The sequence below is a fragment of the Ruegeria sp. AF5 genome, assembly GCF_056541905.1.
Genome location: NZ_JBQFYZ010000005.1, coordinates 1 through 12,962, shown reverse-complemented (window position 1 = coordinate 12,962; position 12,962 = coordinate 1). Strand labels below are relative to the sequence as shown.

Here is a 12,962-nt window from a genome sequence, read left to right as displayed (position 1 = left end):
CGGCTGACTATGGGCAGGATAGGTTAACGGCTCCTTAACTCACACCTGAATGCGTTTGTTGGAACCGGATGGAACCGGCGTGTCACCCTTTTGCGCGTCAATCAGGTTGCGCGGCCACGAGACTTTGACGATCGCGCCTGTCCGGTCCTTGTGATCAGTCAGATGCTGATACGGATCCGTGCCATTTGCGAATTTCAGCTCGGCACCGCTGCGTTCCAGCAACGTTTTTGCGATGAACAGTCCCAGTCCCATGCCTTCGTATTCCGGCCGGGTTCGCAGGTCGGCTTCGGCCCGTCTGCGGCGCATGAAGGGATCACCTATGCGTCCAATCATGTGCGACGGGTAGCCGCGCCCGTCATCCATGATGCTGACGGTGATCCTGCTGTCTGTCCATTCGGCTTCGACCCAGACATTGGCGCGGGCGAAATCCACGGCATTCTGGATCAGGTTGCGGAGCCCGTGAATGATCTCGGGCTTTCGCAGGATCGAGGGTTGCAGCACGTCTCCGCCCTGCGTCGGGCCTTCGGAAAAATGAACGACCTTGCCCCGGTCAACATGCGGTTCGGCGGCTTCGTTCACCACCGTCGAAAGCGGAGCCTGCCGCAAATGCAGGTCATCTTTTCCGGCACGACCCATGTCGCGCAAAATGTCGCGGCACCGATCAGCCTGCTCGCGGATCAAGGCGGCGTCTTCCTTGAGGTCGGGGCGGTCGTCCAGCTCTTCGATCAGTTCCGCACTTGTCAGTTTGATCGTGGCCAAGGGGGTGCCCAACTCGTGCGCGGCAGCGGCGACCACGCCACCCAGATCGGTCAATTTTTGCTCGCGGGCCAGCGCCATATGGGTGGCAGCCAGCGCTTCGGACATGGATTGAACCTCGGAACTGACGCGGTGAGAATAAGCACCGATAAAGACGATGGCGATAATAATAGCCGCCCAGTTGCCAAACAGCAGGATTTCCGGAATGTCCAGAAACACTCCGATGTTGGTCCGCAGCGGCAGGTGGAATTCCGCCAGCAGAGTGGTCAGAACAATCGCAACAGCCCCGACAATCAAGGTCGACCGTGTGCTCATCACATTGGCGGAAATCGTGACCGGCCCCAAAAGCAGAAGGGCAAAGGGGTTGTTCAGACCGCCCGTCAGATACAACAAGATCGACAGTTGCAGCAGATCGAACAGAACCATCAGGAAGTTTTCGAACTCGGACATCCGCTTGTTCTGTGGAAACAACAGAATGGCAGTCAGGTTACCCATGACCGAGATCCCGATGGCCAGATAGCACAGGCCCAGTTCCAGCTGCACGTGATAGTATTGCTGGGCCACGGTGATGGCGGTGATCTGACCAAAAATGGCAACCCATCGCAACAGGATCAGGGTACGCAGGCGGATCCAGCTGCTGCGTTCCTGGCCGCGCCAAAAAGTCTGATTGGAATCTGCCATCGGTCGCTTATGTCCTGTTGCAAAGGCTGGTCATCTTGTTAGGTGTCCCGGCCGGAACGATCAACAACTCCTTGCGACCGGAAAACCGAAATGACCCGCCTATACGCAATTCTTGCAACTCTCGTTCTGGCTATTGGCCTAGGTGCGATGTGGCTTTTGACGCGTGGGGGCGGTTCCGGTGACCAGTTTGCACAGTGCCGATCCGGGCAGATCGCCGGGGGGACCGCTGCTATCGGCGGGCCATTTGAACTGGTGAATGGCAAGGGTGAGACGGTGACCGACAAAGACGTGATCACCGAACCCACACTTGTCTATTTCGGCTATACATTCTGCCCCGATGTCTGCCCGTTTGACATGTCCCGCAATGTTGAGGCCGTGGATATCCTGAACCAGCGCGGGCAGTCGGCAACGGCGCTGTTCATCTCGATCGATCCCGAACGGGACACGCCCGAGGTTGTGGATGATTATGCCTTCAATCTTGGCGGCAAGACGATTGCGTTGACCGGTTCGCCCGAACAGGTCAGGGCGGCGAGCAAGGCTTACAAGACCTATTACAAGGCACAGGATAAAAGCGACGAATTCTACCTTGTTGACCATTCCACCTTCACCTATCTGGTGACGCCCGAACATGGTTTCCTTGAATTCTTCAAGCGCGATGACACCGCCGAACAGATGGCGGACAAGGTCGGGTGCTTTCTGGACCAGGCCGCGCCTTAACAAGGTTGTTTGACCTTTGTTTCTGCGCTGCTATTACTCATGTTTAAGCCAAAGGCATGAAATAGCGGAAAGACCTAACATATGGCAGACAGTTCTCAGCTTGATATCGGCCCTGACAAATCCTTGCTTTTGGTGGATGATGACGAGCCGTTCCTGAGACGTTTGGCCAAGGCCATGGAAAAGCGTGGGTTCGAGGTTGAAACCGCAGGATCCGTCGCCGCAGGTCGCGCAATTTCCACCGCCCGCCCACCGGCTTACGCAGTTGTTGACTTGCGACTGGAGGATGGCAACGGTCTGGATGTGGTTGAGGTTCTGCGCGAAAAGCGCCCTGACAGCCGGGTTGTGGTTCTGACCGGGTACGGGGCGATTGCGACCGCAGTCGCCGCGGTAAAAATCGGCGCAACCGATTATCTGTCGAAACCCGCCGACGCCACCGACATCACCAATGCGCTGCTGGCCAAGGGCGACGAACTGCCCCCGCCGCCGGAAAACCCCATGAGCGCGGACCGCGTGCGTTGGGAGCACATCCAGCGGGTTTATGAGCTGTGCGACCGGAATGTCAGCGAAACCGCACGGCGGTTGAACATGCACCGCCGGACCTTGCAGCGGATACTGGCGAAGCGCAGTCCGCGTTGAGACTATAACCTAATCACCGCAAAAAACCCCACTCAGCGTCACTGAAGGGAACACTTTATTTCAGCGCAAAGCTGCTGTGTCAGGTGACGATAACCGATTGGATTGGGGTGTAGGCCGTCCGATGTCCACTTGTCGATGTTATCACTATACCCGGGAGGGGAGTTGAGAAACGTGCAGTTTCCCATCTCCAAGCAAGCTTGTTGTGCTGCAATGTTGTAGGTGGTTCGAAACGTTTCGTTTTCGATAGTCCAAGTTTCGCTTGCGACAGGCAGAACGGCACGCCAGATCAATCTGTCTACGGAGGTGAACACATCCGCTAACTGCTTAACATATTTCGGAACCTCCTCCAGAGGTGTGTCGTTCAGGGCGTCATTAACCCCAACACCCAAGTACCAGACCGGAACATGAGTGATGAGCTCCGGGTGTACCCTTGCTATTAAGCCTTGGGTTGTGTCCCGACTGATTCCCAGATTCAATGCGTTTGAAACGATGTTGCTGGTTAGCCATCCCTCGATGATGGAATCACCAATAAATGCGATTTGAATATTCGGTGACGCTAGAGCTTGGGAAATCGGTCGTTTGTGCAGCCACACCATTGTCTGATAGTGTTTAGTTTCTGTGACGGGAGTATGCGCTCCGGTAAGCTTGCGTACTGTCTTCGCCAGATACCCAGTTCTGATCAACACGGCTGCTAGCGCCAGGATCAGCACCAAATTTGTTGCAAGCAAGATCCGGTTCCCAATCGGTCGTTTCGCGCTCATTTCACCATTACCTTTAGCTGTTCAGGTTGCACGTCGCTAAAGTAGCGCGAGAAGCACTGTGTGCCGATCTGTGTAGGCTTTCCTTACTTCGACCGGTGGTCTCAGCGTAATCTCCAATCCCTCCATCACCGCTTTATCCGGGCGACCAAAGAATTTCGTTGCCTCAGCGTCAGAAAACCCTGCGATTTGGGTGGCCTCCATCCAGGCGCTGATCTTGTCGGCCTTCTTGATCTGCCGTTTCACCGCTTTTGGCACCTCAGCGGGCAGGCCGAACCGAATGTGGATCGCCGCCGCCAGCCGGTCGTCCAAGGCGCCGTAACCGGGGCCCACAGCGGATTTGACCGGCGAAATCATGTCGCCGATCACGTATTCCGGCGCGTCATGTAACAGGGCTGCCAACCGCCACTTGACGGGTGCCTTGGGGGCTATTCTTCCGAAGAGTTCCTCAACCAACAGGGAGTGTTCGGCCACGGAATAGGCGAAATCGCCGCGTGTCTGCCCGTTCCAGCGCGCCACAAAAGCAAGCCCATGGGCGATATCTTCTATCTCGATATCCACCGGGGTCGGGTCCAGGAGGTCCAGCCGACGCCCCGACAACATGCGCTGCCATGCTCTGGGTTGTGTTGCCATTTTGCTATGCCTCGCCTGACCGGACGCGATTGCGCCATATTTTTGTGTTATGATGTACCTGTCTGGATCACTTGCTGCCAACAGTTTCTTGAGCATTTGTGCTTTGAAACGGCGCGCCATGATCCCGACATCAAAACCGAGGGGGGCACATGCTTCTCCCGGTGTGCTCCTCTCGACCGTGAAACGCGAAACGATAGGAGTTTGTCATGTTCAAGCGTTTATTCGCCATTGCCCTGACCTTTGGAATGGCCGCGACCGCCCCACCAGCTTTTGCCCGAAGTTGCGCAGATCGCGACGATATTGTCGCCAAATTGCAGGAAAACTACGCCGAGGAATTGGCCTTTGGCGGTTTGCAAAAGACGCGCGACGCGCAATCTGTGATGGAGGTCTGGGCCTCGAAGGAAACGGGCAGTTATACCGTTTTGGTAACCAATGCGAACGGGATCAGTTGTATTGTTGCCGTTGGCACCGATTTTTTTGAAGCGATACCAAAGATAAAAATCGAAGGCACGCCAAGCTGAAAGCGGCCAGCAGGCTTCCGGTAACAGTCTTCAAAGTTGCCACCTGCCCCAAGGAGTGCTAGGGGCAGCCGGGACTGTGATTTACCGAAAATGGAGCGCCTGATGGCCGTGGACTATATCGTTAAAGACATTTCGCTGGCCGGGTTCGGCCGCAAGGAATTGGACATTGCCGAAACCGAGATGCCGGGGCTGATGTCCCTGCGTGCGGAATATGGGGACAGCAAGCCTCTGACAGGTGCGCGTATCGTTGGGTCGCTGCACATGACCATCCAGACCGGCGTTCTGATTGAAACGCTGGTTGCGCTGGGTGCGGATGTGCGCTGGGCGTCGTGCAACATCTTCTCGACTCAGGACCATGCCGCCGCCGCGATTGCCGAGGCGGGCATTCCCGTCTTCGCCATCAAGGGTCAGACGCTGGAAGAGCATTGGGACTATCTGGATAAATCCTTCCTGTTTGAAGACGGTCCGAACATGATCCTCGACGATGGTGGCGACGCGACCCTGTACATCCTGCTGGGCGCACGTGCCGAAGCGGGCGAAGACATCATCCCAGTTCCGGGTTCGGAAGAGGAAGAGGTGATCAAGAAGCAGATCGCCAAGCGCATGGCGGCCAGTCCCGGTTGGTTCACCAAGATGCGCGACCAGATCCAAGGCGTGTCCGAGGAAACCACCACCGGCGTGAACCGTCTGTATCAGCTGGTGAAAGACGGCCATCTGCCGTTCCCGGCGATCAACGTGAATGACTCGGTCACAAAATCGAAATTCGACAATAAATACGGATGCAAGGAATCGCTGGTTGACGGTATTCGCCGCGCCACCGACACCATGATGGCCGGTAAGGTTGCCGTGGTTTGCGGCTATGGCGACGTGGGCAAGGGCTCGGCCGCCAGCCTGCGCGGCGCGGGTGCGCGCGTGAAGGTGACCGAAGTTGACCCGATTTGCGCGCTGCAGGCTGCGATGGATGGGTTCGAAGTGACCTTGCTGGAAGACGAAGTTGCCAGCGCGGATATCTTCATCACCACCACCGGCAACAAGGACGTGATCCGCATCGAGCATATGCGCGAGATGAAGGACATGGCCATCGTTGGCAATATCGGTCACTTCGACAACGAGATTCAGGTGGCTAGCCTGAAGAACCACAAGTGGACCAACATCAAGGAGCAGGTGGACATGATCGAGATGCCTTCGGGCAACCGTCTGATCCTGCTGTCCGAAGGCCGTCTGCTGAACCTTGGCAATGCCACAGGTCACCCGTCTTTCGTGATGTCGGCTTCGTTCACCAACCAGGTTCTGGCACAGATTGAACTGTTCACCAAAGGTGACCAGTACGAGAACAAGGTCTACATCCTGCCCAAGCATCTGGACGAAAAAGTAGCTCGCCTGCATCTGGATCGCATCGGTGTGAAGCTGACCCAGATGGATGCGGATCAGGCCGCTTATATTGGCGTCAAGCCAGAAGGTCCGTACAAGCCGGAACACTATCGCTACTGATTGTCGTCTGACGATGACACAGAATAACGGACGCCGCCGGTTTCTTTACTTGGCGGCGTTCTTCGTTTTCAGGATTTTGGTTGTGATGATCGTGCTGGGCTGCGGCGGCTGGGTGCTGTTGGCGCATCCAAAGACACCTGTGCCATCGCACTGGAACCCGTTGCGCGACCTGAAGGTCAGCGCACCGGTCACGCCGGTCACCCGATATCAACTGAACCGCGCCGTGGCGGATGAAATCCAGTGTCGGGCTACGTTGGCCGAAGCGGGCGTTCATTTCGAGGCGATGGAGGATCTGGTCGTTGATCAGAACTGTGGCATTGCCGCACGCGGCCTTCTGACCCGCCTGGCCACCTCGCATATCGAAGCCGTTGAAACCAGTTGCGCCACAACATTGCGGCTGGCGATGTGGGAACACCATGTCGTGCTGCCGGCCGCGCACGAACTGCTTGGAACCGGTATTGCCCGATTGCGCCATGTTGGAAGTTACAACTGCAGGCGTATGCGCACCCTGAAGGGTGAAAACAACGGATGGAGCAGCCATGCCCGTGCGGACTCGATCGATATCATCGGTGTAGAGACGAGCGATGGCCGCGTGCTGACCCTGTTAAATGACTGGCAGGGCTCTGGCGCCGAACCCGCGTTCCTGCGACAGATCTGGCGGGGCGCGTGCGACTGGTTTCGTGTGGTTCTGGGCCCGGACTTCAATCGCTTGCACGCGGATCATTTCCACCTGCAAGGTAATGGCTGGGGGTACTGCAGATAGGTCTTGCATTCTGTGCCTTCCAGCCCCCGTTAAGGGGGAGGAAACGCAGTTTTTTATCCTTTTTGGCAGACCTGTGACACGTCTAATCTCGGCTATCGGTGATTGGTGCCGGATTAACGGATAAAGGAGATTGGGACATGGGCAAGCGCGACGAGCTGATCGCCAAATACGCTGAAGATCTGAAAAACAAGTGTGGGATGAACCCCGATATGGACCTGCTGACCAAGGTCACAATCGGTTGCGGCCCGGCGATTTATGACGCAGATGCGGCAACTGTTGCAGCCAGCCAGGAGTCCGAGTTGGAAACCGTCAAGAATAACTTCCTGATCAAGAAACTGGGCCTGTCAGATGGTCCCGAGCTGATGGCAGCGATCAACAAAGCCATGGAAACCTATGGCATGTCCGAGCGCAACAAATACCGCGCCGTGGTTTATTACATGCTGACCAAGCATTTCGGAAAAGAAGCCGTTTACGGCTGATCTAACCGCGCATTCCTGAAACGCCTGTCGTCTACCCGGCAGGCGTTTTGTATTTGAATTGTTTTTTAAGGACTTGGCGTTTGAAACGCCGGGTGCGGTTGGGCTAAGGTCAAACCGTGACCAGGACGGTCAGAACCAGACATTTCCATACGCGTGTGGTGAGTAGGGAGCACGCGGGGGTAGGGAAGGTTCTGTATCGTCAGAACCTTCCCTCATTATTCATCTGAACTCTTTTAGGATACGCGCGATAAGGTTTTCTGCGCTGTCAGGCTGAACGGTTGAATTGTCGTCCGCATTTCCGCCGCTGCCTTCCAGATAAACCTCGATCCGCCCCGGGCGCGTCTTGCTGCCCGAGCTTGTGAAGTCCCGTGCGATACCCCCAAGGGCATCGGCGGCCATCGCGGCGTTTTCGGCGTCATCGGGATGGTAAAACCGGACCTGGGTTTCTCGGACCCGGTATCCCACCCGAGCTGTTGCCACCACCGTTGCCTGACCTCGGGCAAGCAGTTCCAATGCCCGGTTGCTGGTCTCTTGCGAAACTCTCGACGGTACAAAAAGCGAGACCTCCAGACCAATGGCTGGCGCCAAAAGAAGCGGTTTCACCTCGGTGTAGGGTCGATTGGCGGGTGTGTCGATCTCTTGCGGAACGGGATTATGGGCTATCTGCGACATTTGCGATAACCCGTCCTTGTTCAGCGGATTGAGATTGCGAAATCGTGGATCATACCAGGCTGGAATCGCGGCTTGAATGTCTGAAGCAGTTGCGACGGCCAACATGGGTTCCATCTGGGCAGGAATGAAAATCTTGGGCGGCGTTAAGGAAACCTCCGGCTTCGCTGTTGCCGCTTCAGGATTCGGGCCGGTTGCAAACTCGCTTTCCGGCAAGACAGCGTTTTCCGGTTCCTGGGAAGGGGTTGCACTGGATTGATCCAAAATAACCGGATCGACTGACCGGCTATTTGGCTCGTCCAAGGGTTTGCTGACGTCAGCGGGTATTGAGAGAGGCTCAGGCTCAGGGGGCCCTGAAACCAACAGATCCTCTGGCGTAGGGGTGTCTTTCGGGTCCGGCAGGCTGGTGGTTGCAGCCTCAGGCGGTTCTTCGGGGACCAAGAAGGCTTCAGAAAGCACATTCAGAACGGCCTGGTCTTCTGCGTCTGCGGATGGCCAGTCATTTAAAAGATTTGCAGCGACCCATTGCAAGGCCGCCCCACACAAAAGGGCAAACAGTACTAACGCGACCCAAGTTTTCCGTTTTTTTCTGACGCGCGGTTTGTCCAGATTTAGCGAGCGGACCCGCTCGGTAACGATCTGCTCTGTATCTGTATCATCCGGCGGGGGTGGTTCGTCTGTCTGGACAGATGTCGAAACAGGTTCTTCCGACGTCTCTTCTTGCGCCTTCGCAAGCACCGACGCGCGCTTTTCCCGCGCCTCTTTCAGGCGCGCTTCCCAGGTTTTCGTGCTTTTCGCAGCAACGGTGTTATCGAGTGTCCCGTTGCCGTTTTCAGTGTCAGACACGGGGTTCAAACTTTCAAAACATATCGAATTTATCCGAACAACACCAAGCGGTTACGACCAGAGCAATCATAACCTTCAGATCCCTACCCGGCGTAGCCCTTGGAAACATAACACCTTGCCGGACGTTTGAGAAGTTTTGCACCTGATACAGGACGGCAGGTTAATCCGGCTGCGTTTCACCCAAGGCGCAAACCACTTTCCATTGATCGTCTGTTACCGGCTGAACCGACAAACGAGAGTTTTTCACCAGCGCCATGTCGGAAAGCCGTTCGTCGGCCTTGATCTGGTCCAGTGTCACGGGTTTGGAAAAGGGTCGGACGGCCTTGATATCCACGCATTCCCAGCGCTCATCATCGGTGGAACTGTCGGGATGTGCCTCGGCGCATACTTCGACAATACCCACAACCGATTTGTCCTTTTGAGAGTGGTAGAAGAACCCCCAATCCCCAATGGCCATCTGACGCATGAAATTGCGCGCCTGATAGTTGCGCACACCGTCCCATTCCTCGCCCGTGTCCCCCTTGGCCATTTGCTGTTCCCAGCTCCAGGTCGAAGGTTCGGACTTGAAAAGCCAATATGCCATCAGCCGATCACCTTTTTCCAGGGAATCAGTTCAACCGACTGGAACAATCCAGCCTTCGCATAGGGGTCATTATCTGCCCAGTTTTGCGCAGCAGCCAGATCTTCGACGTCGAGCACAACCAGCGAACCGATCATGGCGTCGCCATCCAACAGCGGCCCTGCCTGCGATACAACACCCGTTTCTTCGATATAGGCCAGATGGGCCGCGCGATTGTCCAACCGGGTCTGCAGTGCCCCGGCTTTGTCACGGGCGATGAGTGCGATCAGCATGTTATTCCTCCTTGAGTGGGCGATTGAGCAGGTTTTGGATGGCCTCGGTCACACTGTAGGCACCATGGCTCAGATCCGCCACAGTTGTACTGATGGGCATGTCCAGCCCTTCCTTGACGGCAATCTCTGACATGGCGCGCGCGGTGGCGACGCCTTCGACGGTAGTATGTTGGTCAAATGGTTGGCTCAGACCCAAACTAAGGCCAAAACGGTAGTTTCGGGACAGTTCTGAGGAGCAGGTCAACACCAGATCCCCAAGCCCGGACAAACCCATCAGGGTGTCAGAGCGCGCGCCACGCAGGGTGGCAAAGCGCTGCATTTCCGCAAAACCGCGAGTCATCAACGCGGCCCGGGCGCTGTCCCCCATCCCCGCGCCGATTGCTGCGCCGCAACCGATGGCCATGATGTTCTTCAGCGCCCCACCAAGTTCAGCACCTATGGTGTCAGTGGTCCGATAGAGGCGCAGGTTTGCAGTGGCCAGTTTGGTCTGCAATGCTTTGCCAAGATTCGTATGACCGCAAGCCAGCGTTAACGCAGTGGGCAAACCGCGCGCTATGTCATCAGCAAAACTGGGCCCTGTCAGCAAAGCGATCGGGGCGTCGGGGACAACATCCCTGATGACCGCAACGGGCCCGAGGCCAGAATCCAACTCTATCCCCTTACAGCAAGCGACCAGTGTCTTGCCGCGCAGCACCGGGGCGTGATCCTGCAAGGCGCTTCGCAATTGCTGCATGGGAACGGCCAAAAGCAGAATGTCAGCCTTCGACGCCTCAGCGATATTTGCGGTTACGGCGATGTTCGTGGGTAAGGAAACCCCAGGCAGCCGGGTGGAGTTTTCGCGCGTCTCGTACATCTGCCGCGCCTGATCGGCGTTTCTGGACCACAGCGTTACTGGCCCGTTGCCTGATAGCGAGATCGCCAAAGCGGTACCAAACGCGCCGGATCCCAGGACAGATATGTTCATGCCTTGGCCCCTTTCTTACCGCTGCCCAGCATGGCCGGGCTGCGTTGATCCAGCGGCCAGCGGGGGCGGGCAATCAGGTCCAGACCGTCGCGCGCGCCGGTGCGAAAGCGTTCAAGACCCGCATAGGCAATCATCGCGGCATTGTCCGTGCACAAAGCCAGCGGAGGTGCCGTAAACCGAGCGCCTTGCTGGGCGCAAACAGACTCTAACGCTGTCCGAATGGCCGAATTCGCTGCCACCCCACCTGCGACCGCGACAACGGGATCAGCAGGGTTGTGATCAAGATACAGATCAATCGCGCGGCGGGTTTTCTCGGCCAATGTGTCCACTATGGCCTGCTGGAATCCTGCGCACAGATCAGCACGGTCCCGACGGGTCAACCCACCCTTGTCGGCCACGATCTGGTCGCGCATCCGCATCAACGCTGTTTTCAGCCCCGAAAAAGACAGGTCACAGCCGGGCCGGTCGAGCAGTGGCCTGGGAAAGCGGAACCGCTGGGGATTACCATCACGGGACTCAGCCTCGACAGACGGGCCGCCGGGTTGCGACAGGCCCAGCAGGCGAGCGGTCTTGTCAAAGGCTTCCCCAGGTGCGTCGTCGATTGTACCGCCCAGGCGGGCAAACTGCTCGGGACTATGGGCGATCAGGTATTGGCAATGGCCGCCCGACACCAGAAGCATGAGGTAAGGGAAGGCGATGCCGTCCGTCAGGCGGGGTGTCAAGGCGTGACCGGCAAGATGATTGACGCCAATCAGCGGCAAGCCCGTGGCGACGCTCAGCCCTTTGGCGCACATGACACCGGACATGACCCCTCCGATCAGACCGGGCCCGGAGGTGACGGCAATAGCGTCCATGTCGCGAAGTGACAGACCGGCGGCCTCCAGCGCCTGCATGACACAGACATCCAGCTTTTCGGCATGCGCACGGGCCGCAATCTCGGGTACGACACCGCCAAAGGCGCTGTGCAGATCGGTTTGACCGTGCACCACAGAAGACAGGATCTCGGCTTTGGCACCTTCGGTCTGGCGCACGACAGCTGCGGCTGTGTCGTCACAGCTGCTTTCCAAACCCAATACGGTAAGTGTTTGCACCATCACCCTGATCCGTTGCATCATGTATATACGGCGGGGTATCACCCTGCGCGGATGCAAACAATCCTGAAGGGTCAAGGCGCCACACGTTGTTTTTGTTGATGACCCGCCCCCGCTCCGCCTCGGAAAGGTTTGTCGAGCAGCTGCCAACCCGCGTCAGATCCCGGGTTCAGGTCCTCTATTCGCCGATCATGGAAATCCGGCCTCTGCCAGTTGCGGTGGATACCAAAGGTGTAAAGGGGTTGATCTTTACTTCAGCCAATGCGGTAAATGCGGCGGTCTCGAAAGGTGTTGACCGCACTCTGCCGGCCTATTGCGTGGGACCCGCAACAACCGGTACCGCGAAAGGGCATGGGTGGCAGGCCAAGATGGTTGGAACCACGGCAGAAGAATTGGTCGGGCATCTGCTCAAGCATCGGCCCAAAAGCCCCCTTTTGCACCTGCGGGGTGAGCATACACGGGGCAATGTCGCTGGCAGCCTGACCGAATCTGGTCTGACCGTTCGGGAACAGCCAGTCTATCAGCAGCGGTTGTTGCCGCTAACACCCGAGGCCACCGAGGCCGCCGAAGGAAATCTGCCGATAATTGCTCCGCTTTTCTCGCCGCGCACGGCGCGACATTTTGCCGATATTTGGGCCGGATCAGCCCCCCTTTGGCTGGTTGCGATCAGCCAGGCTACGGCTGACCCCCTTTATTCTTTGGACTATGAGCACCTGAAGATTGCAAAACATCCGACACCGAAGAAAATGCGTAAAGCTGTTAAAAAGCTTGTGAAACATGTGTTGCGGGTTGAGGGTGGCGAGGTCCCCGATTAACTTAACCTGGGCTGTTATTCATCTGAATTTGGATTCGATAAGGGGAATATTGCGGTGGCTGGTAAGAAGAAATCCGATCAAAAGCCGGTGGAACCCCTCCTAGCGGATGATGCAGTCGAAACTGATCTGCGGCAGGACGATACGCCTGTTGACCCGGCTGAACCTGTAGAAGAAGACCTGTCCGAAGCCGAAGCCGAAGCCGAAGCCGAAGCCGAAGCCGAAGCCGAAGCCGAAGCCGAAGCCGAAGCCGAAGCCGAAGCCGAAGCCGAAGCCGAAGCCGAAGCCGAAGC

General features: G+C 57.0%; 16 protein-coding genes. 8 read left to right on the top strand and 8 right to left on the bottom strand.

Features of this window, described 5'->3' with window-relative positions; all coding sequences use genetic code 11:
* Positions 1–39: 39 nt before the first annotated feature.
* Positions 40–1,437, bottom strand: coding sequence for a sensor histidine kinase RegB (gene regB, locus ACR0DS_RS09615; RefSeq protein WP_480496378.1), 1,398 nt, complete (start codon positions 1,435–1,437; stop codon positions 40–42).
* Positions 1,438–1,527: 90 nt separating this feature from the next.
* On the opposite strand from regB, the gene ACR0DS_RS09610 reads away from it, so the two are divergent.
* Positions 1,528–2,154 (top strand): SCO family protein, encoded by a 627-nt coding sequence (locus ACR0DS_RS09610; RefSeq protein ID WP_209598516.1) that lies wholly within the window; start codon positions 1,528–1,530, stop codon positions 2,152–2,154.
* A gap of 81 nt (positions 2,155–2,235) precedes the next feature.
* Positions 2,236–2,790, top strand: a complete 555-nt coding sequence (locus ACR0DS_RS09605) for an ActR/PrrA/RegA family redox response regulator transcription factor (protein WP_050604676.1) — start codon at positions 2,236–2,238, stop codon at positions 2,788–2,790.
* A gap of 38 nt (positions 2,791–2,828) precedes the next feature.
* On the opposite strand, the gene ACR0DS_RS09600 is transcribed toward ACR0DS_RS09605, so the two are convergent.
* A complete protein-coding gene (locus ACR0DS_RS09600) occupies positions 2,829–3,551 on the bottom strand; it encodes an SGNH/GDSL hydrolase family protein (RefSeq protein ID WP_480559136.1) in 723 nt (240 codons plus the stop codon).
* Positions 3,552–3,587: 36 nt separating this feature from the next.
* Positions 3,588–4,181 carry an HD domain-containing protein gene (locus ACR0DS_RS09595; RefSeq protein WP_480559134.1) on the bottom strand — a complete coding sequence of 198 codons (594 nt, stop codon included), beginning with the start codon at positions 4,179–4,181 and terminating at the stop codon, positions 3,588–3,590.
* 206 nt (positions 4,182–4,387) lie between these two features.
* On the opposite strand from ACR0DS_RS09595, the gene ACR0DS_RS09590 reads away from it, so the two are divergent.
* The 4 genes from ACR0DS_RS09590 (at position 4,388) to ACR0DS_RS09575 (ending at position 7,435) form a co-directional block, all read left to right on the top strand.
* Entirely contained in the window at positions 4,388–4,702 is a 315-nt protein-coding gene (locus tag ACR0DS_RS09590) for a hypothetical protein (protein WP_480486861.1), read from the top strand.
* Positions 4,703–4,804: 102 nt separating this feature from the next.
* On the top strand, positions 4,805–6,193 hold the full coding sequence (gene ahcY / locus ACR0DS_RS09585; RefSeq protein ID WP_480506831.1) for an adenosylhomocysteinase: 1,389 nt from the start codon (positions 4,805–4,807) through the stop codon (positions 6,191–6,193).
* A gap of 13 nt (positions 6,194–6,206) precedes the next feature.
* On the top strand, positions 6,207–6,956 hold the full coding sequence (locus tag ACR0DS_RS09580) for an extensin-like domain-containing protein (protein WP_480559132.1): 750 nt from the start codon (positions 6,207–6,209) through the stop codon (positions 6,954–6,956).
* 137 nt (positions 6,957–7,093) lie between these two features.
* Positions 7,094–7,435, top strand: coding sequence for a DUF2853 family protein (locus ACR0DS_RS09575; RefSeq protein WP_267366309.1), 342 nt, complete (start codon positions 7,094–7,096; stop codon positions 7,433–7,435).
* A gap of 219 nt (positions 7,436–7,654) precedes the next feature.
* Here ACR0DS_RS09575 and ACR0DS_RS09570 read toward each other — a convergent pair whose 3' ends face one another.
* From ACR0DS_RS09570 to tsaD, 5 genes are all read right to left on the bottom strand, one after another.
* Entirely contained in the window at positions 7,655–8,950 is a 1,296-nt protein-coding gene (locus ACR0DS_RS09570; RefSeq protein ID WP_480559130.1) for a hypothetical protein, read from the bottom strand.
* Positions 8,951–9,110: 160 nt separating this feature from the next.
* Positions 9,111–9,533: an EVE domain-containing protein gene (locus tag ACR0DS_RS09565; protein WP_480559128.1), complete on the bottom strand. Its 423-nt coding sequence runs from the start codon at positions 9,531–9,533 to the stop codon at positions 9,111–9,113.
* A complete protein-coding gene (locus ACR0DS_RS09560; RefSeq protein ID WP_480482615.1) occupies positions 9,533–9,802 on the bottom strand; it encodes a YciI family protein in 270 nt (89 codons plus the stop codon). The genes ACR0DS_RS09565 and ACR0DS_RS09560 overlap by 1 nt, the downstream gene beginning before the upstream one ends.
* A 1-nt stretch (position 9,803) precedes the next feature.
* The gene (locus ACR0DS_RS09555) at positions 9,804–10,766 is read right to left on the bottom strand and encodes an NAD(P)H-dependent glycerol-3-phosphate dehydrogenase (protein ID WP_480559126.1); all 963 of its coding nucleotides are present in this window, start codon (positions 10,764–10,766) and stop codon (positions 9,804–9,806) included.
* Entirely contained in the window at positions 10,763–11,860 is a 1,098-nt protein-coding gene (tsaD, locus tag ACR0DS_RS09550; protein ID WP_480559318.1) for a tRNA (adenosine(37)-N6)-threonylcarbamoyltransferase complex transferase subunit TsaD, read from the bottom strand. The genes ACR0DS_RS09555 and tsaD overlap by 4 nt, the downstream gene beginning before the upstream one ends.
* Before the next feature lie 98 nt (positions 11,861–11,958).
* On the opposite strand from tsaD, the gene ACR0DS_RS09545 reads away from it, so the two are divergent.
* Together ACR0DS_RS09545 and ACR0DS_RS09540 are read left to right on the top strand one after the other, a co-directional pair.
* Positions 11,959–12,672 (top strand): uroporphyrinogen-III synthase, encoded by a 714-nt coding sequence (locus ACR0DS_RS09545; RefSeq protein WP_480482621.1) that lies wholly within the window; start codon positions 11,959–11,961, stop codon positions 12,670–12,672.
* A gap of 54 nt (positions 12,673–12,726) precedes the next feature.
* Positions 12,727–12,962 (top strand): hypothetical protein (locus ACR0DS_RS09540; RefSeq protein WP_480522014.1); only part of this gene is annotated, 236 nt, incomplete at its 3' end.